Raw genomic sequence first — 24,193 nt, forward strand, 5'->3', positions numbered from 1 at the left:
CCTCCGAGGCGAGAGCTGGCGGGACGGGCTCAGCCCTTGACGGCGCCCGCCGCGAACCCCGACGTCACATGCCGCTGCAGCAGCAGGAAGATCACCAGGGCGGGCAGCGCGAACAGGGTGGAGGCGGCCATCGTGGCGCCCCAGTCGGTACCGAACGTGTTGTGGAACGAGGACAGCCACACCGGCAGCGTCCGGTGGTCCTGCTCCTTGATGATGAGGAAGTTGGCGTACGCGAACTCGTTCCACGCCGTGATGTAGCCGAACAGCGAGGTCGCCATCAGCCCGGGCGCGAGCAGCGGGAACGCGATGTGCCGGAACGCTCCGACCCGCGTACAGCCGTCCACCTGCGCCGACTCCTCCAGTTCCTGGGGAATCGTCGCGATGAAACCGCGCAGCACCACGATGGTGAACGGCAGCGTCATCATGAAGTAGACGAGCGTGAGCGTCGGCAGCCGGTCCAGCATCCCCGTGTCGCGGGAGATGATGTACACGGGGATGATCAGCGACTCCCACGGTGCCATCTGGGCGACGAACACCATGAGCATGAACTGCCGCCGGCCGCGCCACCGCATCCGGGCCACCGCGAACGACGCGCCGAGGGCGACGACCAGCGCGAGAGCCACGGCGCCGAGCGTGACGAGCACGCTGTTGCGCCAGAACAGGCCGAACCCGTCGGCGTCGATGGCCCGCCGGAAGTGGTCGAGCGTCCACGTCTGCGGCAGCAGTTGCGGGTTCTCCGACTGGATGTCCCGGGACGGTTTGAAGGCCGTCGCGACCATCCAGTACGCCGGGAACAGACACACGACCACGGTCACGGTCGCGGCGATGTTCAGCGGCAGGCGGCGCAGGACGCGCACGGTGCTCACAGCTCGGCCTCCTGACGGAACATCTGCCGGAAGTAGGCGACGAGCACCCCGGACATCAGCACCACGGTGATCATCGACGCGGCGGAGCCGAGGTCGTAGCGCTGCCCGGCGAGCGCCGTCTGCACGGCGTACACCGGCAGGATCGTCGTCGCGTCACCGGGACCGCCGCGGGTCATCACCCAGATCTGCACGAACGCCTTGAACGTCCAGATCACCTCGAGCGACAGCACCAGCATGAAGATCGGCCGCACGATCGGCAGCGTGACGGACCGGAAGATGCGCGCCCCGGACGCGCCGTCGATACGTGCCGCCTCGTGCAGTTCGGCCGGGACGGTGGTCAGCGCCGAGTACAGGGTGATCGCCGCGAACGGCACCGACTGCCACACCACCAGCGTCACCAGGATCGCGAAGGCCGCCGGACCGTGCGCCAGCCACGGATACCCCTCGAACCGTGTGAACCCGAGCCCGGTCAGCGCATGGTTCACCACCCCGAACTCCGAGTGGAACAGCCACTGGAACACCGTCGTCGCCGCGACCACCGGCATCGCCCACGTCAGCACCAGCGCGCTGAGCACCGCCGTGCGCCCGAACCGGCCGAGCCGCTCCACCATGAGCGCCACCAGCGTGGACAGGACCATGATCAGGGCGACGTTGACCGCCATGAACAGGAACGTCCGGCGCACCACCGTCCAGAACTCCGGCGCGGACAGCAGCGTCGTGTAGTTGTCGAACCCGGTGAAGTGGGCGTCACCGAGGATGAGTTGACGCAGTCCGAAGTCCTGGAACGAGATCAGGACCGCCCGCGCCAGCGGATAGACCAGCAGGTACAGCATGCCCAGCACGGCCGGCGCCACCAGCAGATAGGGCCAGACACCCGCCATGGTGGCGCGGCGGGACGGACCCGGCGTGCGCCGCGGCGGCCGGGCGAGAGGGCGCGGGGCGGTCCGTTCACGGACGACCGACACGGCGCACGCTCCTTTCGAAGAGGCGATGGTTCACGGGGTGGGGGCGGTCACGAACCGGAGTTCATCGCCGACGTGATCGCGTCGGACGCCTTCTTCGCCTCCCGCTCGGGATCCCCGCCCGCCAGCACGGCGGTCATGTAGTCCTTGATCGGGTTCTTAGCCTCGACGGCCGCCCACTCCGGCGTGTTCGGCGTCGCGTGCCCGACGGCCGCGCCGACGGCCATGGTCGAGGCGCCCGGGTCCTTCGCGACGGCGCTCGCGAGCGTCGTCTTGTTCGGTACGTAGCTCATCGCGACGGCGAGCTTCTTCTGCCAGGCGTCGCCCGTGAGCTCCTTGACGAACGTGTAGGCGGCGTCGTGATGCTGCGACACGGTCGGGATGACCAGGTCCGAACCGCCGGTGAAGACCGCGCCCGGCGTGTCCGCGTCCTTCCCCGGGATCGGGAAGAACCCCAGCTTGCCCTTCAGGTCGGGGTTGTTCTGGGCGACCACGGCGGCGCCGCCGGGCACGCTGATGACCTGCGCCACCTTGCCCTTCGCCATCACCTCCGCCTGCGGCGGCTGCGCCTCGTCCGAGTCCTTCGGGCCCTTGCCGAGCGCCTGGAGCTTGTCGTAGAAGGCCATGGCCCGCAGCGCCTCCGGCGAATCGAGGGCACCCTTCCACTTACCACCGGACTCGGTGGCGAGATCGCCGCCCTCGTCCCAGACGAAGCCCGAGAGCGTGTACCAGTTCTGCCCGGGGAGGTAGATCCCCTGCTGGGAGCCCTTGTCGAGCTTGCGTGTCGCGGCGATCCACTGCTCGCGCGTCCTGATCGTCGAGGCGTCGACGCCGGCCTGCTCGAAGAGGTCCTTGCGGTACACGACGACACGGTTCGCCGCGTAGTAGGGGATCCCGTACTGCTTGCCCTCGTAGGCGCCCGGCTCCGCGAGCCCCTTCAGCCAGTCCTCGCCGCCGAGCTCGTCGACCTTGTCGCTGAGGTCCAGCAGGCCGCCGCTCTGCGCGAACTGGGCGACCTGGGTGTTGCCGGTCTCGATCACGTCCGGCGCGTCGTTGCTGGCGAGCGCGGCCGTGACCTTCTCGCCGATGCCGTCCCACTCCTGGACCTGGATCCGTACGTCGATGTCCGGGTGCGCGGCCTCGAACCCCTTCTCGAAGTCCTTCTGGAAGGCGGCCGAGACACTGTCGCGCATCAGCCACACGTCGATGCGGGTACGACCGCCGTCGGCGGACTCCCCGTCACCGGAGCCGGACGAACTGCAGGCACTGAGCCCGGCCACCGCGACGAGCGCGGACACACCGGCGAGCAAGCGGAGCTTCACGGTTCACCTCTGGGGTGCCGGACCTGACCAGTTCTCCAACTGGTCAGGTGACCTCTGATGAGGGAGAAAGCTGGCATAGACCAATGGGCACGTCAACCCCCAGGTAAAAGCTGGGTAGTTGCCAAGGTTGTTGTCGATCTACGCCAGGCCGTGATGAACTGGTCAGGCAACTGGTCGTACGGGTGGAAGGGGCGGGCGTGAACGCCGACGTGAACAGTCAGGCGCCGGGGGCGGTGCTCAAGCGGGAGCGGGTGCGCGACCGCATCCTCGAGCTCATCGAGTCGCGGCGCCCCGGCGACCCGATCCCCTCCGAGCGCGCGCTCTGCGCCGACTTCGGCGTGTCCCGGCCCACCCTGCGCGCGGCCGTCGACGAACTGGTCGTCGCGGGGCTTCTCGTCCGCGAACACGGGCGCGGCATGTTCGTCGCCCCCGAGAAGATCACCCAGGAACTCGTCTCCGAGCGGCAGGGCCTGACACTCCCTCAGGCATCGGGCGCCTGGTCGAGCAGGCTCCTGGAGTTCACGACGATCCAGGCGGGCGCCCGGGTCGGCCGCAAGCTGCGCCTGTCACCGGCGGCGCGGATCGTGTACGTGGCCCGGCTGCGCCTCGTCGACGGGGCGCCGATGGCCATCGAGCACCTGCACATCCGCGCCGATCTCGTCCCGGGCCTCAGCGCCCAGGAGCTGGAGAGCGGCGACCTGTACGAGCACCTGCGGGAACACCATGACGTTCACGTCCGCGAAGCCGTCCAGGCCATCGAGCCCACGGTGGTCACCCGCGCCGAGGCCGAGCTCCTCGACGTGCCCGAGCTCTCCCCGGCCCTGCTCTTCGAACGGCTGACCTCCGACACGACCGGACGGCCCGTCGAGTACGTCCACTCGCTCTACCGCGGTGACCGCTACCGCATCGTCTCCAGGCTCACCCTGGGGCCCGCGGCCACCGCGACCGCCGCGGCGGAACCGCCGGCCGGGCACCACCCCGGCATCCCGCCCGGCGACTTCGCCCACCGCGACACGGTCGTCTCCACGACGCGCGGCGACGTGCAGACGCCCTGAGCCTGGTTACGGTTCCGCCATGGCCGACTACCGCATCGAAACCGTACGCAACGGCGAACGCGACTGGACCGCGCGCAACGACCGGGGTGCCGAGGTCCGCATCGCCCCCGCCGACTCCGCCGACGCGCAGCCCTCCTTCACCCCCGTGGAACTCCTCCTCGCCGCACTCGGCGGCTGCGGCGGCCTCGTGCTCGACCGCACCGCCCGCACCGTCCCCCACGACGACCTGCGCATCGTCGTCGAGTCCGTCTCGCGCCCCGAGGACGACGGCCGCGTCGGCGCCGTCCGCATCAGCTACGAACTCGCCCTGCCCGAGGGGGACCAGGCCGCCGCCGAGACCTTCGAGCGCGGCATCCGGCTGACCCACGAGAAGTACTGCACGGTCAGCCGCACGGTCGAACACGGGGCCCGCGTGGAGGCCGTGGGACCCGACGGCACGATGCTCTTCATGGGCGGCTGAAAGAGCGCGACAGGAAAAGCGCGACGGCCTCAACAGGCGGACCGGGTCCGCCTGTTGAGGCTGTTCAGCCGCCTGCCGGAGCTACGGCAGGCTGTGCACCTTCGGGCCGACGGCGTTCGACCAGGCGTTGCCGGACGTCGCGTCCCAGTTGGTGGACCAGGTCATGGCGCCGCGGAGGCCGGGGTACGTCTTCGCGGGCTTGAACGTTCCGCACCCCGTGCCCCGCGCCAGACAGTCGAGCGCGTTGTTCACCACGGACGGGGCCACGTAGCCGCTGCCCGCGCCCCGCGTCGACGCCGGCACACCGATGCCCACCTGGGACGGGTCGAGGCCGCCCTCCAGCTGGATGCAGGCGAGCGCGGTGAGGAAGTCCACCGAGCCCTGGCTGTAGACCTTGCCGTCGCAGCCGAGCATCGAACCGCTGTTGTAGTACTGCATGTTGACGACCGTGAGAATGTCCTTCACATTCAGCGCCGTCTTGAAGTACTCGCCGGACGTGGACTGCATGTCGATGGTCTGCGGCGCCATCGTCAGCACGAGCTTGGAGCCCGCCTTCGCCGAAAGCGCGCGCAACGCCTTCGTCATGTAGGTGGAGTTGAGGCCGTTCTCCAGGTCGATGTCGACGCCGTCGAAGCCGTACTCCTGCATCAGCGCGTACGCGCTGTTCGCGAACGCCGTCGCGGAGGCGTCGCTGTTGACGGAGATGCTGCCCTTCTCGCCGCCGACCGAAAGGATCACCGATTTGCCGGCCGTGTGCTTCGCGGCGATGTCCGCCTTGAAGTCGGCGGCGGACGCGTATCCGACGGCCGGGTCCAGGTTGAAGGTGATCTGGCCGGGCGTGGTCGTCGCGTCGGCGAACGACACCGCGATGATGTCGTACTGCGCCGGGACGTCCCGCAGCTTCTGCACGGTGGCGCCGTTGTCGAAGTTCTGCCAGTAGCCCGTCACCGCGTGCTTGGGCACGGTGCCGCCGCCTCCACCGCCACCGCCGCTCGTGGCGGTCTTCGCGGTCACCGCCGTCGACTTCGGCGACTCGCCGGCCGCGTTGGTGGCCGTGACCTGGAAGCTGTACGAGGTGTCGGCGCTCAGGCCGGCGACCGTCGCCGACGCGCCCGTGGCCGAGGAGACCTTCGTCCCGTCCCGGTACACGTTGTAGCCCGTGGCCCCGGAGACCGGCGTCCACGACAGGTCCACCGACGAGGACGTGGTCGCGCCCGCCGCGAGACCGGACGGCGCGGCCGGGACGACGACCGGGTCGCTGCCCCCGCCCCCGTCGGGACCGAACACGTTCACGTCGTCGACGTAGTACGCGCTCTGCCCGTACCAGCCGTGCGTGTAGATCGTGACCGACGTCGTGTTCGCGCCGGTCTTGAAGCTGGTCGTGAGCTGCTGCCAGGACGAGGTGCCGGGCGTCCACGTGGAGACATCGGTCGTGCCGGTACCGCTCGCGCCCAGGTAGACGTAGCTGCCCTGCACCCAACTGCTCAGGGTGTACGTCGAGTTCGGCTTGACCGCGACGGTCTGCGTGCACTGGGCGGTGTCCTGGCCCGACGGCGTGCCCTTGAGGGCCTTGGCGCCGCCGTGCACGGGTGAGGAGACGACCGAGCCGCTGCCCGCGGTGCAGGTCCAGTTGCTCAGGTCCGACTCGAAGCCCGCGTTCTTGGCGACGTTGACGTCCGCCGCCTGGGCGGGAACGGCCAGCGCGGTGACGCCTAGCGCCGCGGCCGCGGTGACGGCCAGTGCGGCGGCAAGGCGTCTGCGCGCGCCGGGTCTGCCATGACGTGCACGGTCCACAGGGTGCCTCCGGGGGAGAGGAGAGGGGCGGATGTGGACGACGGTGGCCACCGCTGTCGTGCGCCAAAGTTGGTTCAGACCAATCGAGTTGTCAAGACCTGTGGAGGTGCGAGGCGTTCCGCGGTCCCGTCCCGGCGGTGCGTCAGAGCGACCCGCGCACGTACGCCGCCTGTCCCACGTGCTGCAGATCGTCCGAGAGCACGCTCACCAGGCGCACCCCCAGCGTCACCGGCGGATCCCAGCGTTCGTCCACGATCCGGTCCAGATCGGCGGCCTTGAGCCCCGCGAGGTAGCCGAGCGTCTGCTCGTGCACGGCGTCGTAGTAGTCCAGGTGCAGCTCGCCGCCGGCGACCCGCACCTGCCCCACCTGTTTCGGCGTGTGGCCGTATCCGATGTCCGTCGCGTCGAGCGGCAGGTCGAAGCGGTCGGCCCAGCCTCCCGCGAGCCATACCTGCTCGAACCCCGCCGCGTCCGCGACGTGGTCGTCCTGCACCCGGGTGAGATGCCAGACCAGCCAGGCGATGGAATTCGTCTCGCCCCCGGGACGCGCGTGCAGCTCCTCGACGGAAAGCCCGTCGAGCACCGCGTGCACCTCTTCCTTAATGCGGCTGTAACCATCAATGAGTACGTCATGTGAGTGCATGGTCCGCAGTGTTGTCGACCTGACGGATTTCGGCCAACGGAAGTGCGGAATATGCCAGGAGACTGGCGTGAAAAGCGTGGTGACAGCGGGCGGGAAGTGCCGATACTCGACTCTTGGGACGGTTGAACATTGTTCGGAATCGACGCGCCGCGAATGCCGGGGAGTAATTTCCTTGATCGCGTCCGCCGGTGCGGTCGATAACTGATCACCGCTCGACTCCTCGTGGGTGATCAAGGGCGCCAGGCAATGGGGGAGATCGTGCACGACGAATTCCTGTGCCATGTCACCGCGTACGGAATCTGCGGCGGACAGCGCGTGGGTGTACCGCTCGGCACGTACCGCGCCCCGACCCTCCCGCTCGCCCTGTGGTGGCTGCGCGACCGCGCCACCTGGATCGCCGAGCGGCTCGATCCGCGCCCCGAGCTGCCGCACCTGCCCGAGGGTGCCCTGATGCCGATGGCCGAGGACACACCCGACGTGCCCGCCGTGCTGCGGGCCTGGTGCGCGGACACCGAGCACCAGGAGCGCGTCGCCGAGGAACTGGCGGGCGGCCACCTCGTCCGGCTGGCCACCCGCGACGACACCACCGAGTACGAACTCCTCGCCGAGTCGGTGGACGCCCTGCGCATGGCCCGGACGCTTCCGCACGGCGCGACCCCCGTGCCCGTATGACAGTCATGAGTAGTCACCGACACGGGTGAAACGCGCTTACCTGCGCAAACGCATGGGGAGTGTGGTCACGCACAGTGAGAGCGCCCGCTCGGCGACGCTCTCGCCCTCCCGCACCACGACCACCTCGGGGCCGCCTGAATGAAACGCACGTCCGTCCTCGCCCTCGCCGTCCTCACGCTCGCCGCCGGTGCCGCACCGGCGGCGGCCGCACCCGACTCCCGGGCCATGTCCGGGCCCGGCCAGGTCTGCTTCTGGACCGAACCGGGCCAGCACGGCCAGGCCTGGTGCTACGCACCTCCCGGCTACGCCGAGGCCGAGAACGGCACCCAGCGCCACGCCGCCTCCTTCGAGTCCCGCGCGGGCCAGACCGTCTACGCGATCAGCTACACCGTCTCCAACTGCCTGTACCGGGAGATCAGGCCGGACGACTACGACGAGAACTGGGTGTGGGCCAACAAGCTCGACGGCGTCAGCGACAACACCATGGGGTGCGAGCGGGGCTGACCCGGCCATGAACCACCGACCACGCCCCTGGGCCGCCGTCTGCGCACTGGCCGTGCTGCTGCTCGCCGGATGCGCGCAGCAGCCCGAGCGGCCCGCGCTCTCGCCCGACGACACCATCAGGGCCGCACAGCAGAAGCTCACCGACCGTTGCCTGACCCGGCAGGGCCTCACCCCACCCAGACCGGGACGGCGCGCCGCGAACGCCGCCGAGGAACGGCGCGTCGCCGACGCCCTGTTCGGCCGACCGCCGGCCGAACTGTCCCTGACTCTCGCCAACGGCATCCCCGTCCGCGCCCACACCGACGGCTGCCTGGCCGCCGCCCAGCGCACCCTCTACGGCGACGAGAAGCGCTGGTTCCACACCTCGACCGTCGTCAACAACCTCCGACCCGAAGCCGCCTACCGACACAGCTCGCTCGCCACCGTGCGCGAACGCCACCGTGCCGAGATGAGCGAGTGGCGCCGCCTGCGGGCCCATGCCCTCGACGCGTCCGCCCGCGTGCTGCACAGCACGTCCTGACCCCCTGCGCATGCGCACCCGTACCTCGAAGGAGAACGAACCATCGTGAAGCACCCCCTCGCCGTGATCGCCGCCGCCGTGATCGCCCTCGGCGGCGCCGCGGTCACCACCACCGCGTACGCCGCCCAGTGCCCCAGCGGCGAGTTCTGCGCCTGGACCGACGCCAACTACACCGGAATGCGCTGGAACTGGTCCGGCGACGACCACGACTGGGAGCCCGGCATCCAGGACGAGGACTCCTCCTGGGCCAACCACGGCATCTCGGGACCCGGCATCAAGGACCACGTCCAGGTCTACGAGAACCCCGGCCTGATCGGACTCGGCACCGTCTGTCTCGCGCCGGGCCAGGAGATCCCCTACGACAGCTGGGGCAACGACAGCGGCGACTCCCACACCTGGAAGATGGGCTGCTGAACCCGGATCGCCCCTGAACTCCCCTGCCTGCGGCGGGATTTCAGAACTCGTCCACTGTGTGCGGCATCGTCCCCACGGCCAGCGCGGCGTCGAGCATCGACGCCGCGCCCGGCGTGTGCTCCGTGACGAGGCCCGCCGCCACCGACGAGCGCACGGTCACCGCCCCCAGGTAGGCGCTCGCCAGATCGCGGACCTCCAGCGACAGATCGGGGGAGTCCGCCGTCGGCGCGTACGAGAAGCCGTCCGGAGAGGCGATCAGACGGAACGTCCCGGCGTTGGCGGGCAGCCGGTCGTCGCGCACCTCCAGGACCACATCCGCCGGAGCCGCCCACGTCCGGGCCGCCAGCGCCGCCCGGACGTCCACGAGCCGCACCCACAGTGCCGGGAACTCCTCCGTGACCCGCACCTGGTCCCGGTCCGCCGCGAACAGCGTCAGCGGATCGTCGACCGGACGCCCCCAGGCCCGCACCCTGCCCGTCAGGTCGATCGCGGCCAGATAGCTCCACAGCGCGGCCGCGACCTGCGGCGAATCGGCCTCCAGGTCGTCCAGGCGGACCAGACCCGGCGTACGCCTCGCGTCGTCACCCGGCTTGGTGCGGTAGATCGCGTACCCGGCGAGCGGATCGCCGAGCGCGACCACCCGGGGCGGCGACAGCTCGTCGTCCTCCTCGTCCTTGTCGACCAGCCACTCCTCGCGCCACCACTCCGGCGTGCGCCCGAGCCGGCCCGCCCGACGGGTCCGGGTCCGCTCGAAGTACGGTCCGAGCAGCGCCGGCGCGGCGTCCGTGTCGACCAGGCGCAGTGGGCGCGGGTCGGGGGAGACCCGCAGCGCCAGCGGGCGGCTCGAGTCGATCTCCACCGTCGCGCCGTACGTGCCCGCGCCGTAGCCGAAACGTCCGTAGATCGACGCCTCCGAGGCCCACAGGGAGACCAGGGGCGCGCCCTCGGCCGCACAGCGCGAGAACAGCTCGGCCATCATTCCGGACAGCACGCCGCGCCTGCGGTGGGTCGGCGCGACGGACACGAACGTCACGCCGGGGCAGGGGAGTTGGGCGCCGCCGGGCACGGAGAGGTCGAAGGGGTGCGCCGCCGCGAAACCCACCAGTTCGTCACCGTCGTAGGCCCCGATCCGCAGGCAGGTGGCGAGCACCTTCTCGTGGTGGCGCCGCTTGTCGCCCTCGGGAGACTCGTGGAAGACGAGGTAGGCGAGCGCCAGGGCGCGCTCGATCTGGGGCTCCGGTACGGCACGGAACTGGACGGAAGGGGCACTCATGATCACGAACCCTAGCCGGGTGCCGCCTGCCCCGCCCGCGAGCGCCCACGCCCCGGGCGGGGCAGGCGGCACCCGGGCAGCGGGGTCCGGGCTGCCCGGGTGCGTGCGGCCCTGCAGTCGCGTGAGGCCTACGGAGGTATTCGCCCGCACGGGGTACGTCGGATGCAGCGGATCCAGGTTTTCCCTCACCTGCGTCCCGGAGAGTCGGGGCGGATGTCGGTCCGCCACCGAAGCCTGGAAACGGTCGCGAACTCGACGTGCGCCGACCACGAACGGACGTACGGACGGCACCCTCGGCCACGGACCGGTCATCCGGCAAACGGGTTCGGCAGCACGGCAACTCGCATCGGTTGTGCGTCGTATCGTGAGTCGATGGACGAGGGGCGAGGCGGACCACAAGCGGTGAACGAATCGGAAGAAGGGCCCGGCGTCACCACCGGCGCCCTCGCGCGGCGACTCGGGGTCTCCCCGACGACCCTGCGCAGTTGGGACCGGCGCTACGGGCTCGGGCCCGCCGAGCGCTCGGCGGGCCACCACCGGCGCTGGACGGACCAGGACGTCGCGGTCGTCGAGGAGATGTGCCGGCTCACCACGACGGGCCTGCCGCCCGCGGAAGCCGCACGCCTGGCCCGCAAGCGCGTCGAGGAGGGGCCCGCCGCCCTGCCGCGCCAGCGCACGGCACCGGCCACCGCACCGACGGCGGCCACTCTGGAGCGCCGCTGCCGGGGCATCTCCCGCGCCGCGACCCGGCTCGACGCGCCGACCGTGCAGAACCTGCTGACCGGCGCGGTGACGGAGTACGGCCTGGTCACCGCCTGGCAGGACGTCATGGTGCCCGTGCTGCACGCCGTGGGCCGCAAGTGGGAGGAGGCGGGCGACCGGTATGTGGAGGTCGAGCACCTGCTGTCCTGGCACGTCTCGCGCGCCCTGCACCGGGGCGCCCCCGTCGAACCGCCGGCCGAGGTGCCGCCCCTGGTCCTCGCCTGCGTCCCGTCCGAACAGCACGTGCTGCCGCTGGAGGCGCTCAGCGCGAGCCTCGACCAACTCGGCGTGCCGCAGAGGATGTTCGGCGCCGCCGTGCCCGTCGAGGCGGTCTCCGCCGCCGTGCGCAGAATCGGGCCGCGCGTCGTCGTGCTGTGGGCACAGGCCCGGTCGACGGCGAGCATGCCGCTGGCCCGGCACCTCGCCGAGACCCACTGGGGCGTGCGAGGCGCCCGCGGCAAGCCCGCCGTGATGCTGGCCGGCCCGGGCTGGGCGGGCCGTACGGTGCGCGGCGCGCTGCATCCCACGACGCTGCCGCAGGCGCTGGCCCAGATCGAGCTGGTGTATCCGGAACTCAGTCGAGACCCCTGGCTCGTTTGAACCGGGCCAGCCCGTCGGACAGGTCGACGATCGGGTCGGGGTAGTCGAGCCCGGCCCGGTCCAGGCCCTTGAGCTTCCACGGCTGGTGCACCGCGGGCCCGTCGAGGCCGGCGAGCTCCGGCACCCAGCGCCGCACGTACGCGCCGTCGGGGTCGTACCGCTCGGCCTGCCTCAGCGGGTTGAGGACCCGGTTCGGACGGCTGTCCGTTCCGGTGCCCGCCATCCACTGCCAGTTCAGCTGGTTGTTGGCGAGGTCGCCGTCCACGAGCAGCTCCAGGAAGTGCCGGGCGCCGACCCGCCAGTCCACGTAGAGCGTCTTGGTGAGGAAACTCGCGACCAGCAGCCGGCCCCGGTTGTGCATCCAGCCCTCGTGGAGCAGCTGCCGCATCGCCGCGTCCACCACCGGATAGCCCGTACGTCCCTCGCGCCACGCGTCGATGTCGTGGCGCGCGTCGCGCTCGGTGCGCCAACGGTCCTTCTGCGAACGGTAGTTGTCGTGTGCCGCGGCCGGGCGGGCGGCGAGCACCTGATGGTGGAAGTCCCGCCACGCGAGCTGCCGCACGAACGCCTCGGCGCCGGGGCCGCCCACGGCCCGAGCCCGCTGCGCCGCCTCCACCGGGCCGACCGTGCCGAAGTGCAGGTGCGGGGAGAGTCGGGACGTGGCGTCGCCCGGCATGTCGTCGTGGCGCTCCTCGTACGCGGCGATCCCCGACCGCAGCCAGGCAGTGAGCCGGGCCCGGCCGGCCGTCTCACCGCCCGCCGCTAGGCCCGGCGACACCCCGGGCACGTCACCGCGGTCCGGCAGCGGCGCCGAACCCACGCCGTCGGGCACCGAGACCGCGCGCGGCGCCCGCACCACGGCGCGGGTCGGCTGCTGGTCCCAGTGCCGGTGGTACGGGGTGAACACGGCGAAGTGGTCCTTGCCCGCGGGCGCGATCTCGCCCGGCGGCACGCAGGTCACGACCGCGTCGTGCACGACCACCTCGCAGCCGAGGCTGCGCAGCGCGGCGCGCAGCTTGTCCTCGCGGCGCCGCGCGTAGCCGCTCACGCCGCCCGCGAGATGCACCGCGCACGCATCGGTCTCGGTCACCACCTTCGCGACCTCGTCCGTCACCTCGCCGTCCCGCACGATCAGCCGTCCGCCGCGCCGGCGCAGCGAGTCGTCCAGGTCGCCCAGGCAGTCCGCGAGGAAGGCCTCCCGGTTCGGCGCGGTGAACCCGCTCGCGGCGATCCCCGTGTCCCGGACGAACAGCGGCACCACGGCGTCGGAGGCGTCGAGGGCGGCCCGCAGCGGCGGATGGTCGTGCACCCGCAGGTCGGAGGTGAACAGGACGACACGGACACGCACGGAGGGACTCCTGGTGGGGACGGCGGGCGGACGGTTTCGTGAGCCCTTCCCCGGCCGGAGCGCGGGTGGATGCAGCGGTGGTCCGAACGGGTTGGCGAAGTTCGTGCATGTACGGGTCAGCAGCGGGCAGCCGGAGTACAGGGACGACGGAGCGTCACAGGGTGAGGGCGGTCCGTGAGAACGCGACGGGTGGAGGTGCCTGGCGATATGCGGGCAGATGTGTTGCGACGGTTTCCGGCGGGAGCACCGCGAGGATCCTGGCCGGCCGAGGAGTACGCCGCGAGGCTGCGTGCTCAGGGACGATCGGCACGGGTGGTGATGGACCTGGAGTCGGACGCGTTCCTGGTGGTGGCCGGGGACGGCGAAGGCTCCGGCTGATCGGGGGAGCGGTCCGCGCACCGGCAGCGGCGCGGACCGACCCACCCCGGTAGAGCCCCTGGCCCTGTGGCCGGGGGCTCAACGACGTACGGGACCCACTTCCGCGAGCTTCTCCCCGCCGGCCTTCGCGTCGAGGAGCGCCGTCACCCGCACCGTGCCGCCCGCCGGAGCCCGCACGGCCATCGTGCGGCCGGGACGCGCGGCGTCGACGGCCCCGCTCGCCGTGATCCGGGTGACCGCGCGGCTGCCCGCCGCGAGCAGGAACCAGTGGTCCTTCGGCGACTTCCAGCGTGTCGACGCCACCACGTGCTGCCCGAACCGGCTGCACGCGGCCGTGTCGCGGGCCTGTCCGACGACCCGCGCGGGCTCCGTGACGGACGCGGCTGGCGTGCGCAGCAGCAGGGACACGTCGCCCGGGCCGCGCCACGTCGAGGCCCGCGCGCACGTCCACACCGCGTGGCCCCCGCCCTCCGGCAGATCCTGCTCGGCGAAGTCCCAGGCGTTGACGGCACGCACCCCGCCGCCGTGCCACGCACCGAGCCCGCAGGCGCCGCGCGCCCACGCGAGCAGGGCCTGGGCACTCGTCGCCTCACGGGGCTGACGGGGCGGCGGAGTGCCGTGGCCCGGCAGTGGCGTGTACGTGAGGTGCACCGGCGAGAGGCCGCCGAGATCGGCGACCACGAACGCGTGGTGCTCCACGATCCGTGACGACGACCGCAGTTGCAGGACGGGACGGCGGTCGCAGCCGCTCGCCCCCGCCACCGGGACGGCATCGGTCACGCCGTCCTGGGACACATGCAGCTCCCGCGCCGGACTGTCCGGCCTCAGCAGGTCGCGCGTCGTCGACTCGGCGACCCACGGAGCCGTCAGATAGCGGGCGGACCCCTCGGACCTGGCCAGCACCACGACGGCGGCCGTGGTGACGTCGGCGTCGTCGACCCGGGCGAGGTCGAGCGTGGCCGGCTCGTCCCCGTCCGCGTCCGTGTAGCGGGCCAGCCGCTCGCCGTCGCTGAACAGGACCACGGCCCGGCCCCCGACCTCTCCCGCGTACAGCAGCTGCGGGGTGCGCGGCGGCGCGTCGACCGCGGTGCCGGGCGTCGCCGTCACCTTGACGTCGGTGGTCGGCGCGGCCCAGGTGCCGAGCGCGCGGGTGAGCAGTTCCTCGTCGTCCTTGCGGTCACCGCGCGCCGGCCAGACCGTGAAGTCGACCCGGGAGGTGTCGGCCCATTGGCCCGCGTCGGCCCGCACCAGTCGGTCGGCGGAGAGTTCGCGGGGCGTGGTCGCGCGCGCGGCCGTCGTCGGCCGGTCGGGCTGCGTGGCCTGGGGCACGAGCAGCGCCGCCACCGCGGCGACGCCCACCGCACCGGCGATCCAGGCGGCCCGCTTGCGCCGCGAGCGGCGCACCAGATCCGTCGGCCGGGTCTGCACCGAGCAGGCGTCGAACTCCTGGGAGCGCAGCAGGGCTTCGGCGGCCGCTCCGGCGGCGGCGTCGAGCGTCGCGGACTCGCGGACCGAGGCCCCGGCGTCCGAGACACCGGCCGCGGCGAGCAGTTCCGCGACGCGACGGTCCGGCAGCCCGTCGACCCGGCGCAGCACGAACGCCGCCCGGGTGGGCGCCGGGGCGTCCGCCAGCGCCTGCCCGAGGGTGATCTCCTCCGCGCCGCCCGCGCGGGGGAACAGCCGAAGCCCCCACACGACGGGGAGCCGGGGAACCAGGGCCCGGGGTGGTGGCAGCGCGCCGGGCCAGCCGGTCGGACGGTGGGCGGCGGACAGAGCGCCGCGCAACACGCGCACTCGCAGGGCGTCGTGCGTGACGACGTCGTCGTCGTGGGGGCCGCGCGGACGCGGCACGAGCGCGGTCCGGGTGCCGGGCAGGGCCCGTTGGGCCGCGCCGTGGGCCAGCAGCACCCGGCGGTGCCGGGAAAGCGTGGCGGGAAGCGTGAGATACGCCAGGCGTACGAGCGCCGTGTACTGCGCGACGAGGGCGGCCTCGGCGCGGTCGGTGGCTATCCGGGTGCGCACGAGCGGGCGGCCGTGACGGAGCGCGGGCATGAGCGGGCCTTTCGTGTCGAGTGACGGGCCGAAGAACGGGTCGACGCACGAGAGCTGTCGACGACCTTCAAACGACCGGGACCGGAGTCGGTCACTCGATGCTTCAAGCAGGACTGCAAAGCCCGAGTCGGGGTATCAGCATGGCTGCGGGGGCCTCTGCCACGGAGGCCGGCCGACGAGAGAGACATGGATGACCGAGTACACCGAGTACATGGACGGGGCAGTGATCCGGGCGGGTTTCGACGTGCCGGTCGAGCCGTTGCGCCAGGTGACGCACTATTCCGGCGAGGACGGCTGCATAGCCGAGGCGCGCGCGTGCACCGACACCTTCCTGGCGCGGCTGGGCCAGGAGTGGTGCGTCGGGCTCGACGCGCGGACGGCCGGCGACATCCTGCTCGTCGTCAGCGAGCTGATCACCAACGCGGACCGGCACAGCCCGGGACCCTACGTTCTGGAGCTCGAGGGCACGGCGCGGCACGTCGCCGTCACCGTCTACGACAGCAGTGAGGCCGTGCCCCTGCGCTATCCCCGGGATCCGGGGCGCGTCGGTGGGCACGGCCTGGAGATCGTGGACGCGCTCGCCGAGGTCACCGTCGAGCGGGTGCCGGTCGGCAAGCGCGTCCGTGCGCTGATCGCGCTGTCCGCCTAGGGCCTGTCTTCAAACTCCCGTCGTCGCCCGAAGGCCGGCCTCGCGGCGTCAATGGGTTCCCTGCTCGAACGGAGTTGAGAGCTTGGGGAAGCGTGCTCTCGGCGTGCCGGGTGCACGACACCCGCGATGGACCGGACGTACTTGGCCTTGTGCCCGGTGCGGCGAGAGCGGGTGCCAGGCGTCGCGAGGCAGACGGGAGTTTGAAGACAGGCCCTAGTCCTAGTGCCGCGTGCTCCGCGCGGCACTGCCTCTCGGGGCGGGCGGATCAGGCGGTGTCCGCCTCGGCCAGCATGCCGGTCCGCAGCTTCGCGATGAGCTGCTTGATGAGGCGCGACACATGCATCTGCGAGTAGCCGAGCCGTTCGCCGATCTCCGACTGGGTCAGCTCCTCCACGAAGCGGAGGTGCAGCAGCTTCCGGTCCCGCTCCGGCAGCTTCGCCAGCAGCGGAGCGAGCGCGTGGAAGTCCTCCACGAGTTCCATCGCCCCGTCCTCGACCCCGATGAAGTCGGCGAGCACCGATTCGCCGTCCTGACCGTTGTCCCCGGTCAGTGCCGCGTCCAGCGACGCCGACGTGTAGCCGTTCGAGGCGAGCTGGGCCTCCACGACCTGACCCTCGGACAGGTCCATCAGCGTGGCCAGCTCGGCGGTCGTCGGCTCCCGGTCCAGGCGGCTGCACAACTCGTCGCGCGCCTTGGCCAGTTCCAGCCGCAGCTCCTGCAGCCGGCGCGGCACGTGCACGGCCCACGTCGTGTCGCGGAAGAAGCGCTTGATCTCGCCGGTGATGTACGGCAGGACGAACGAGGTGAACTCGACCTCGCGCGAGATCTCGAACCGGTCGATCGCCTTGATCAGCCCGATCGTGCCGACCTGGACGATGTCCTCCATGTCGTCGCCGCGGTGCCTGAAGCGTCCCGCCGCGAAGCGGACCAGCGACATGTTCATCTCGATCAGCGTGTTGCGCGTGTACTGGTACTCCTCGGTGCCCTCCTCCAGCTCCGCGAGGCGCCTGAAGAACTGCCGCGACAGCTCCCGCGCGTCCAGCGGCGCGACCCGGCCGGGGTCCGGGATGTCGTACGCAGATGCCTCACCATCCGTGGTCCGGGCCCTGTCCGCAGTGACGTCCGTCCCGCTCATGGTGGAGTCCACCGTCCCTCCCGCGCCGTGCGATGACGCGAAGCCTTGTTCCATCATGGTCTTCGGCAGTTACCCGTGAACGCGCGGGTCATGCAGTTTTGTTCTGGAGGTACGACATCAACACGGCAGACACAGCAGGGGCGGTACGCGAACTGGCCGCCGCGCTGCCCGGCAGCACCTTGGTCACCGACGCCGACGTCCTCGCGTCGCTCGGCCAGGACGACGCCGAGTGGGCGCCCGTGGGACGGCCCTTGGCGGCGGTGCGCGCCACGTCCGCCGACGAGGTACAGGCGGTGGTGCGGGAGTGCGCGGCCCGGCGGATACCCGTCGTCACGCGCGGCGCGGGCACCGGTCTGTCCGGCGGAGCCAACGCCGTCGACGGCTGTCTCGTCCTCGACGTGTCGCGGATGAACCGCATCCTGGAGATCGACACCGAGAACCTCGTTGCCGTCGTGCAACCCGGCGTCGTCAACAACGACCTGAAGGCCGCCGTCGCCGAACACGGCCTGTGGTACCCGCCGGACCCGGCGAGCGCCCCCTGGTCCACGATCGGCGGCAACGTATCGACGAACGCGGGCGGCCTGTGCTGCCTCAAGTACGGCGTCACGCGCGACTACGTCCTCGGGATGGAGGTCGTCATGGGCGGCCCGGCCGGGGAGTACGGCTCCCGCGTCCGGCTCGGCCGGCGCACCACCAAGGGCGTCGCCGGGTACGACCTGACGAGTCTGTTCGTCGGCTCCGAGGGCACCTTCGGCGTCATCACCGAGATCACCCTGAAGCTGCGGCCCGCGCCGGCCGGCGAGCCCCGCACCGTCGTCGGCGCGTTCGACAGCCTCGTCGCGGCGGGCGCAGCGGTCGCCCTCGTCACGAGCCGGGGCCTGGCCCCCGCCGCCCTCGAACTCCTGGACCGCGCCTGCATGCAGGCCGTCGAGGACTGGAAGCACCTCGGCATCGAACCCGGCGCCGAGGCCATGCTGCTCGCCCGGATCGACGCCCCGGGCGACGCGGGCGCCGCCGAGGCGGACGCCATGGCCACCGCCTTTCAGGAGGCCGGGGCGATGTGGGCCGAGCAGTCCACGGACGCCGTCGAGGCCGAGGCCCTGTTCGACGTACGACGCCTCGCCTATCCCGCGCTGGAGCGGCTCGGCCCGGTGCTCACCGAGGACCTGTGCGTGCCGCGCTCCGCGGTGCCCGAGATGCTCGCCACCATCGAGAAGATCGGCCGTAGGCACGGCGTGCGCATCGCCACCATCGCGCACGCGGGCGACGGCAACCTGCACCCGCTCCTGATCACCGAGCCCGGCGACGAGGCGGCCCGGCTCGCCGCGCAGGACGCCTTCGAGGAACTCCTCCAGGCGGCGATCGCCGCGGGCGGCACCGTCACCGGCGAGCACGGCGTGGGCCTCCTCAAGCGCGGCGGCATGCGCAGCGAACTGGGGCCCGAGGTCTGCGCGCTGCAGCGTGCGGTGAAGCAGACCATGGACCCGCTGGATCTGTTCAACCCGGGGAAGGTCGTCGGCGAGGACTGACCTTCCCCGGGCGTCACGTCAGCGCGGCAGGCCCGCCGGATCGGTGGCCCAGCCCGTGTCCGGCCGATCCGTCAGCCGGTACGCGAGCGTGCCGCCGGTCCGCAGGAGGTCCGCGTCGGTCCACGACCGGTCCTGGTCACGGCCGTTCAGGCGCACCCCGGCCACGTACGCGTGCGTGGCGTCGGTCGCGGGCGCGTCGATCACGAGGTCCGCGCGCCCCGGCCGGTCCACCACCGCGTGCGGGAACAGCGGGGCGCCGAGCAGCAGATCGGCGCTGCCCGGCGCCTTCGGGTACAGGCCGAGAGCGGAGAAGACGTACCAGGCGGACATGGTGCCCAGGTCGTCGTTGCCCGGCAGTCCCGAAGGCCCGGTCCCGTACACCGTGTTCACGATCTCGCGGACCGTGGCCTGCGTCTTCCACGGCTGACCGAGCGCGTTGTAGAGCCAGGGAGCGTGGATGCCGGGCTCGTTCGTCGGGTCGTAGCGCAGCGCGTCGCCGCCCCTCACCGACCAGGAGCCGTCCGCCTTGTGGAAGAACCCGTCGAGGCGGGTGGCCGCCGTCTCCCGGCCGCCCATCGCGTCCGCGAGGCCCTGCACGTCCTGCGGCACCATCCAGGTGTACGTGGCGCTCGTGCCCTGCGCGAAACCGAGGTCGCTGCCCGGGCTGAACGGCATCACCCACGATCCGTCGAGCTCGCGCGCCTGGACGTACCCGGTCCCGGGGTTGAAGACATTGCGCCACCAGGTGCCGCGGTCGGTGAAGTACGCGGCCTCCTCGTCCCGGCCGAGCAGCTTCGCCCAGGAGCCGAGCGCGGCGTCGGCGACCGAGTCCTCCAGCGTCTCGGCGGCCCCGCCCCAGCAGTGGCAGACGTCCTGCGCCGCGTAGTGGGAGCTCAAGTACTGCGCCAGATTGGGGCGTTGGCCCTCGCACTGGCCGGGGCAGCCGGCGTCCGACAGGCCCGCGTCGCGCGGCTCGGTCGCCTGCCGCGCCAGCGACTCGAAGGCGCCCTCGTAGTCGAAGCCCCGGACACCCATCGCGTAGAAGGTGGCGAGCGTCGCCGCCGACGGATCGCCCGTCATGACGTGCGTGGCCCCGTTCACGTGCACCCAGCGGTCCCACACACCGTCGTTCTGCCCCGCGAAGTTGTACAGCGACTGCGCGAAGTCCCCCGCCACCTTCGGCTTGAGCAGGGCGAGCAGCTGGATCTGCGCGCGGTACTGGTCCCAGCCCGAGAAGTTGCTGTACTGCGCGCTCTGCCCGTGCGCGAGGCGGTGCGGGGCGCCGTCCATACCGGGATAGCGGCCGTCGGTGTCGCTGATGATGTTCGGCTGCATCAGGGAGTGATAGAGCGCCGTGTAGAAGGCGGTGCGCTGCGACTCGCTGCCCCCGGAGATCCGTACCGAGTCCAGCTCGCGGTCCCAGTCGCGGCGCGCCTCGGCCGCCACGGCGTCGACGCTCACCCGTGGCGCGATCTCCTCGCGCAGATTCGTCTCGGCGCCCTTCAGGGACACGTACGAGATGCCGAGCCGCATGTGGACATCGTTGTCAGGCGCCGTGTCGAAGCCGACCCAGCCACCCGAGCCGCGTCCCGCGCGATCCGCCCCGGTCGCGTACCCCTCGCCGCCGCCACCGCTGGTGGAGCCGGGGGAGACGGTGGCGTCCTTCCAGGTCCCGTACGAGTCGAAGTCCCGGTCGAACGAGGCGCTGAAGTAGAGCTTGTAGTAGCTCTTGCGGTTGTTGGTGCCGCCGTTGGCGCGCCGGCCGCAGAAGGCGCCCGTCAGTACCCATCCGGTCACCTTGCGGTGCGCGCGGTCGATGTCGATGTGCGCGTCCTCGCTCCCGTTGAGGGAGTTGGAGGTGCGGAACAGCAGCGAAGCGGCCTTGCCGGAGGGGAACGCGAAGTCGGCGACGCCCGCGCGGCGGCTCACCGCGAGGTCGGCCTCGGCGCCCGAGTCGAGGCCGAGGGTGTAACGGCCGGGCACCGCCCTCTCGTTGTCGTGCGAGAAGTCCGACGCGTACACCGCGTCCTTGGTGTCGGCGGACGGGGACGAGGTGACGTCACCGACGAACGGCATGATCGGTATGTCGCCCGCGGCGCCCGGATTGCAGCCCGCGCCGTTGACGTGGGTGAGGCTCAGGCCGCGTATGCGGGTGGTGTCGTACGAGTATCCGTTCGCCGCGCCGGTACTGGTCTGGTCGCCGGTGGTGCTGGTCGGGGACCAGGCGATCATGCCGTACGGGCGGGTGGCCCCCGGGTAGGTGTTGCCGCCGTTCGCCGAGCCGATCAGCGGGTCGACGGAGGCGGTGGGGCGTTCCTGCGCGGGGTGCGGCACGGCGGCTGAGGCGAGCGGGCCCGGCAGGGTCAGGGCGAGGGTGGTCGCCAGACCGAGGGCGGCGATGCGGCGCGTGGGCGCCGCCGGTCTGTGGGACACGGAGGGAACCTTTCGTCGTCGGGGCAGCGGAGCGCCGCCGAGCGTAGATCGCCGGGCCGTCCCGCGGAACGGGATCAGCCGCATCAGAGGTGAACACCCGGTGAAACCGGCCCACTTCGGCCACGGCGCCCGGCAGAGCCTCCGGGGTGCGTAGGACCCGCGCTTCCGGACAAACGGGACGGTGAGGCAAGATCGGGGAGAGCAGCGCACGGACGAGACGATGAGGAGGCGGTCCGCATGACCCGGCCGATCACCGCGGGAGTGGACGGATCACCCGAGAGCGCGGCAGCCGCCGCATGGGCGGCACGCGAGGCGGTGCGGCGTGGCCTGCCGCTGCGCCTGGTGCACGTGGGCGAGGCCGCGCCGGACATTCCGGCGCTCGCCGCGGACGAGGCCGCGCAGGCCCGGTGGGCCCGCGATCTCCTCGCGGACACGGATCGGGAGATCACCGAGCGGCACCCGGGACTCCCGGTCACCACCGACGTCCTCGACGACGACGCTCCCGAGGCGCTGACGGCCGCCGCGCGTGACGCGGAGCTCCTCGTGCTCGGCTCGCGCGGGCACGGCGCACTCGTCGGGTTCCTCCTCGGCTCGGTCGGCCAGCAGGTGATCGCGACGGCCGAGAGCCCCGTCGTCCTGGTCCGGGCCGGCGAGGGGGCGAGCGGTGAAGCGGCCGGGCGGGAGATCGTCGTCGGACAGGAAGGCGACGCCGAGGACAGCGCCGCCGCCCTGGAGTTCGCCTTCCGCACCGCCGCCGCCCGGGGCGCGTCCGTGCGGGCCGTGCGCGCGTGGAGCCTGCCGCCGGTCTTCACCTACAGCCCCGCCTCCCTCGAACTCCTCGACGAGTCCGGTGGCATGGAGCCGTACGAGAAGAAGGCGCTCGGCGAGGCCCTCGCGCCGTGGCGCGAACGTTTCCCCGACGTGCCCGTGACCGAGCACGTCGAGATCGGCAGCGCGGGCCAGGTGCTCCTCTCGGTGGCCCCGCGGGCCCAGCTCCTCGTGGTCGGCCGCCGGGCCCGGCGCACCGCCGTCGGCGCCCGCATCGGCTCCGTCGCGCACGCCGTGCTGCACCACGCGCCGTGCCCGGTGGCCGTGGTGCCGCACGTCTGAGTGGGGCGGGTCAGTCCCCGGTGACCAGCTCCACCGCGCTCACCGGGCAGGCCCGTACCGCCTCCTTCACCAGGGGCTGCTCGGCGGCCGCGGTGTCGCGCCCGGGAAGCACCTCGCTGAACCCGTCGTCGTCCTGTGTGAACACGTCCGGCGCGGTCAGCGCGCACATGCCCGCGCCCACGCACCGCTCCTTGTCGACCTCGATCCGCACGGCGCTCACCACGCGACGGGCAGTTCGAGCATGCCCTGAATGGTGTCGCCGGGTTTGAACGGGATCTCCTCGGCGGGTGCGGCGAGACGGAGCCCGGGGAAGCGCCGCAACAGGCTGCCGAGCGCGATGTCGAGCTCGGCGCGGGCCAGGTTCTGGCCCAGGCACTGGTGGATCCCGAAGCCGAACGCCAGGTGATGGCGCGCGCTGCGGTCCCAGTCGAGGCTCTCCGGCGCCGCGAAGGCGCCGTCGTCCCGGTTGATCAGCGACGTGGAGAACACGACACCCTCACCCGCCCGGATGGTCTCCCCGGCCACCTCGATGTCCTCGACCGCGACCCGCAGCATCCCGTCCGCGATCGACAGGAACCGCAGCAACTCCTCCACCGCGTCGGCCGTCGTCGTCGCGCCCGAGCGGAGCGCCGCCAGCTGATCGGGGTGGCGCAGCAGCGTGAACGTACCGAGCGAGATCATGTTCGCCGTCGTCTCGTGGCCGGCCACGAGCAGGATGACCGCGAACGAGATCAGCTCGTCACGGTCCAGCGGGTCGCCGGGGGAGTCCCGGTGGATCAGCTCGTCGAGCAGCCCGTCGCCGGGATCGCGCCGTTTGCGGTCGATCAATTCGCCGAGATACGCCTCCAGTTCGTCCCGCGCCCGCACGACGTCGTCCACCCCGGGGCCGCGCAGCAGCCGACGCGAGCACTCCTCGAAGAACGCGTGGTCGGCGTAGGGCACCCCGAGCAGCGCACAGATCACCATCGACGGCACCGGCAGCGCGAACGCCGAGACCAGCTCCGCCGGCGGGCCCTGCCGCTCCATCGCGTCGAGCAGCCCATCCACCGTCTCCTGGACGCGCGGGCGCAGCGCGGCGATCCGCTTCAGCGAGAAGCTGGGGATCAGCATCCGGCGCTGGGTGTTGTGCTCGGGGTCGTCGGCGCCCAGCAGCGCCACCCGCCGGTTCGTGACCTGCGCGAGCCGCTCGGTCGTCACCGGGAACCCGGACCGGTCGCGGACGCTGGACAGGCGGGAGTCGGCGAGCAGGTCACGGGCCAGGGTGTGCCCGGTGACGGCCCAGATCTCCCGGCCGTCGTAGAGGGTGACCCGGCCGAGCGGCCGGGCCTCGCGCAGCGGGGCGTAGGCGGTGGGCGGGTGGTAGGGGCAGCCTCTGTCCTGCGGGAAGGAGACCGGGGCGGTGGTGGGGTCCAGGTCCTGGCGGGCCGCTTCCGTGGGGGATTGCGTCATGAATCGGATCGCCTCGCAAGTGCTCGGTCGTACGCGCGGAGCGGGACGTTCCGCGCTCCCTCGTCATTGGATGCCCCAGACACCTATAAGGGCCACGACAAGACCGGCCAGTTCGCACGGACGAGGTATCTGGCCGGAATGGACGGTCATGCTCCGGTCGCGCGCGGCGGAAATGTCTGAGAATGAGCTATGTGTCCGAGGTCACGGTCTCCGGGAGGGGCGGGTGGTGGGGAGCACGGTTGTTCGCTGTTAAACTTTGAACC

The 24,193-nt window shown here is 71.8% G+C and carries 22 protein-coding genes; 10 read left to right on the forward strand and 12 right to left on the reverse strand.

The window, feature by feature from the left end:
• Positions 1 to 29 precede the first annotated feature (29 nt).
• Genes B072_RS0105605 through B072_RS0105615 form a run of 3 tightly spaced genes read right to left on the reverse strand, consistent with a single transcriptional unit; the run spans position 30 to position 3,150 of the window.
• Entirely contained in the window at positions 30 to 866 is an 837-nt protein-coding gene (locus tag B072_RS0105605) for a carbohydrate ABC transporter permease (protein ID WP_018528956.1), read from the reverse strand.
• Positions 863 to 1,831, reverse strand: coding sequence for a carbohydrate ABC transporter permease (locus B072_RS0105610; protein ID WP_018528957.1), 969 nt, complete (start codon positions 1,829 to 1,831; stop codon positions 863 to 865). The genes B072_RS0105605 and B072_RS0105610 overlap by 4 nt, the downstream gene beginning before the upstream one ends.
• 47 nt (positions 1,832 to 1,878) lie before the next feature.
• Positions 1,879 to 3,150 (reverse strand): extracellular solute-binding protein, encoded by a 1,272-nt coding sequence (locus B072_RS0105615; RefSeq protein ID WP_018528958.1) that lies wholly within the window; start codon positions 3,148 to 3,150, stop codon positions 1,879 to 1,881.
• 209 nt (positions 3,151 to 3,359) lie between these two features.
• Here B072_RS0105615 and B072_RS0105620 point away from each other — a divergent pair, with 209 nt between their 5' ends.
• The gene (locus tag B072_RS0105620; protein WP_026245486.1) at positions 3,360 to 4,205 is read left to right on the forward strand and encodes a GntR family transcriptional regulator; all 846 of its coding nucleotides are present in this window, start codon (positions 3,360 to 3,362) and stop codon (positions 4,203 to 4,205) included.
• A 19-nt stretch (positions 4,206 to 4,224) separates the two neighbouring features.
• Positions 4,225 to 4,665, forward strand: coding sequence for an OsmC family protein (locus B072_RS0105625; protein WP_018528960.1), 441 nt, complete (start codon positions 4,225 to 4,227; stop codon positions 4,663 to 4,665).
• An 81-nt stretch (positions 4,666 to 4,746) separates the two neighbouring features.
• Here the strand turns inward: B072_RS0105625 and B072_RS0105630 are convergent, their stop codons facing one another.
• Together B072_RS0105630 and B072_RS0105635 are read right to left on the reverse strand one after the other, a co-directional pair.
• The gene (locus B072_RS0105630) at positions 4,747 to 6,459 is read right to left on the reverse strand and encodes a chitinase (protein ID WP_018528961.1); all 1,713 of its coding nucleotides are present in this window, start codon (positions 6,457 to 6,459) and stop codon (positions 4,747 to 4,749) included.
• A gap of 142 nt (positions 6,460 to 6,601) precedes the next feature.
• The gene (locus B072_RS0105635; protein ID WP_026245488.1) at positions 6,602 to 7,102 is read right to left on the reverse strand and encodes a mycothiol transferase; all 501 of its coding nucleotides are present in this window, start codon (positions 7,100 to 7,102) and stop codon (positions 6,602 to 6,604) included.
• A gap of 258 nt (positions 7,103 to 7,360) precedes the next feature.
• On the opposite strand from B072_RS0105635, the gene B072_RS0105640 reads away from it, so the two are divergent.
• From B072_RS0105640 to B072_RS0105660, 4 genes are all read left to right on the forward strand, one after another.
• Positions 7,361 to 7,774 (forward strand): hypothetical protein, encoded by a 414-nt coding sequence (locus B072_RS0105640; protein ID WP_026245489.1) that lies wholly within the window; start codon positions 7,361 to 7,363, stop codon positions 7,772 to 7,774.
• 138 nt (positions 7,775 to 7,912) lie between these two features.
• Positions 7,913 to 8,278 carry a hypothetical protein gene (locus B072_RS0105650; protein WP_018528964.1) on the forward strand — a complete coding sequence of 122 codons (366 nt, stop codon included), beginning with the start codon at positions 7,913 to 7,915 and terminating at the stop codon, positions 8,276 to 8,278.
• 7 nt (positions 8,279 to 8,285) lie between these two features.
• Positions 8,286 to 8,798, forward strand: a complete 513-nt coding sequence (locus tag B072_RS0105655; RefSeq protein WP_018528965.1) for a hypothetical protein — start codon at positions 8,286 to 8,288, stop codon at positions 8,796 to 8,798.
• A 45-nt stretch (positions 8,799 to 8,843) separates the two neighbouring features.
• The gene (locus tag B072_RS0105660) at positions 8,844 to 9,212 is read left to right on the forward strand and encodes a peptidase inhibitor family I36 protein (protein ID WP_018528966.1); all 369 of its coding nucleotides are present in this window, start codon (positions 8,844 to 8,846) and stop codon (positions 9,210 to 9,212) included.
• A 40-nt stretch (positions 9,213 to 9,252) separates the two neighbouring features.
• On the opposite strand, the gene B072_RS0105665 is transcribed toward B072_RS0105660, so the two are convergent.
• Positions 9,253 to 10,485, reverse strand: a complete 1,233-nt coding sequence (locus B072_RS0105665) for a GNAT family N-acetyltransferase (RefSeq protein WP_018528967.1) — start codon at positions 10,483 to 10,485, stop codon at positions 9,253 to 9,255.
• A 372-nt stretch (positions 10,486 to 10,857) separates the two neighbouring features.
• On the opposite strand from B072_RS0105665, the gene B072_RS0105670 reads away from it, so the two are divergent.
• A complete protein-coding gene (locus tag B072_RS0105670) occupies positions 10,858 to 11,847 on the forward strand; it encodes a MerR family transcriptional regulator (RefSeq protein WP_051127097.1) in 990 nt (329 codons plus the stop codon).
• Here the strand turns inward: B072_RS0105670 and B072_RS0105675 are convergent.
• Entirely contained in the window at positions 11,822 to 13,195 is a 1,374-nt protein-coding gene (locus B072_RS0105675; RefSeq protein ID WP_018528969.1) for a cryptochrome/photolyase family protein, read from the reverse strand. The genes B072_RS0105670 and B072_RS0105675 overlap by 26 nt on opposite strands.
• A 456-nt stretch (positions 13,196 to 13,651) precedes the next feature.
• Complete coding sequence (locus B072_RS0105680; protein ID WP_018528970.1) at positions 13,652 to 15,625, reverse strand: hypothetical protein; 1,974 nt, start codon at positions 15,623 to 15,625, stop codon at positions 13,652 to 13,654.
• Positions 15,626 to 15,815: 190 nt separating this feature from the next.
• Here B072_RS0105680 and B072_RS0105685 point away from each other — a divergent pair, with 190 nt between their 5' ends.
• On the forward strand, positions 15,816 to 16,274 hold the full coding sequence (locus B072_RS0105685) for an ATP-binding protein (protein WP_018528971.1): 459 nt from the start codon (positions 15,816 to 15,818) through the stop codon (positions 16,272 to 16,274).
• A gap of 265 nt (positions 16,275 to 16,539) precedes the next feature.
• On the opposite strand, the gene B072_RS0105690 is transcribed toward B072_RS0105685, so the two are convergent.
• A complete protein-coding gene (locus B072_RS0105690; protein ID WP_026245490.1) occupies positions 16,540 to 17,409 on the reverse strand; it encodes an RNA polymerase sigma factor SigF in 870 nt (289 codons plus the stop codon).
• A 98-nt stretch (positions 17,410 to 17,507) separates the two neighbouring features.
• Here B072_RS0105690 and B072_RS0105695 point away from each other — a divergent pair, with 98 nt between their 5' ends.
• Positions 17,508 to 18,938, forward strand: coding sequence for an FAD-linked oxidase C-terminal domain-containing protein (locus tag B072_RS0105695; protein ID WP_018528973.1), 1,431 nt, complete (start codon positions 17,508 to 17,510; stop codon positions 18,936 to 18,938).
• Positions 18,939 to 18,956: 18 nt separating this feature from the next.
• Here the strand turns inward: B072_RS0105695 and B072_RS0105700 are convergent, their stop codons facing one another.
• Positions 18,957 to 21,371: a GH92 family glycosyl hydrolase gene (locus B072_RS0105700; protein ID WP_018528974.1), complete on the reverse strand. Its 2,415-nt coding sequence runs from the start codon at positions 21,369 to 21,371 to the stop codon at positions 18,957 to 18,959.
• Between the two features lie 237 nt (positions 21,372 to 21,608).
• On the opposite strand from B072_RS0105700, the gene B072_RS0105705 reads away from it, so the two are divergent.
• Positions 21,609 to 22,481, forward strand: a complete 873-nt coding sequence (locus B072_RS0105705) for a universal stress protein (RefSeq protein WP_018528975.1) — start codon at positions 21,609 to 21,611, stop codon at positions 22,479 to 22,481.
• Positions 22,482 to 22,491: 10 nt separating this feature from the next.
• Here B072_RS0105705 and B072_RS0105710 read toward each other — a convergent pair whose 3' ends face one another.
• Both B072_RS0105710 and B072_RS0105715 read right to left on the reverse strand, forming a co-directional pair.
• On the reverse strand, positions 22,492 to 22,692 hold the full coding sequence (locus B072_RS0105710; protein WP_026245492.1) for a ferredoxin: 201 nt from the start codon (positions 22,690 to 22,692) through the stop codon (positions 22,492 to 22,494).
• A gap of 5 nt (positions 22,693 to 22,697) precedes the next feature.
• A complete protein-coding gene (locus tag B072_RS0105715; RefSeq protein WP_018528977.1) occupies positions 22,698 to 23,930 on the reverse strand; it encodes a cytochrome P450 in 1,233 nt (410 codons plus the stop codon).
• Positions 23,931 to 24,193: the final 263 nt, after the last annotated feature.

The sequence above is a fragment of the Streptomyces sp. HmicA12 genome (genome assembly GCF_000373565.1).
Lineage (GTDB): Bacteria > Actinomycetota > Actinomycetes > Streptomycetales > Streptomycetaceae > Streptomyces.

Bases quoted from the DNA above. Each gene is read 5' to 3' on its own strand.
- B072_RS0105625 (WP_018528960.1), top strand. From the start codon at position 4,225: ATGGCCGACTACCGCATCGAAACCGTACGCAACGGCGAACGCGACTGG.
- B072_RS0105635 (WP_026245488.1), bottom strand. From the start codon at position 7,102: ATGCACTCACATGACGTACTCATTGATGGTTACAGCCGCATTAAGGAA.
- B072_RS0105650 (WP_018528964.1), top strand. From the start codon at position 7,913: ATGAAACGCACGTCCGTCCTCGCCCTCGCCGTCCTCACGCTCGCCGCC.
- B072_RS0105655 (WP_018528965.1), top strand. From the start codon at position 8,286: ATGAACCACCGACCACGCCCCTGGGCCGCCGTCTGCGCACTGGCCGTG.
- B072_RS0105665 (WP_018528967.1), bottom strand. From the start codon at position 10,485: ATGAGTGCCCCTTCCGTCCAGTTCCGTGCCGTACCGGAGCCCCAGATC.
- B072_RS0105670 (WP_051127097.1), top strand. From the start codon at position 10,858: ATGGACGAGGGGCGAGGCGGACCACAAGCGGTGAACGAATCGGAAGAA.
- B072_RS0105680 (WP_018528970.1), bottom strand. From the start codon at position 15,625: ATGCCCGCGCTCCGTCACGGCCGCCCGCTCGTGCGCACCCGGATAGCC.
- B072_RS0105685 (WP_018528971.1), top strand. From the start codon at position 15,816: ATGACCGAGTACACCGAGTACATGGACGGGGCAGTGATCCGGGCGGGT.
- B072_RS0105690 (WP_026245490.1), bottom strand. From the start codon at position 17,409: ATGAGCGGGACGGACGTCACTGCGGACAGGGCCCGGACCACGGATGGT.
- B072_RS0105705 (WP_018528975.1), top strand. From the start codon at position 21,609: ATGACCCGGCCGATCACCGCGGGAGTGGACGGATCACCCGAGAGCGCG.
- B072_RS0105715 (WP_018528977.1), bottom strand. From the start codon at position 23,930: ATGACGCAATCCCCCACGGAAGCGGCCCGCCAGGACCTGGACCCCACC.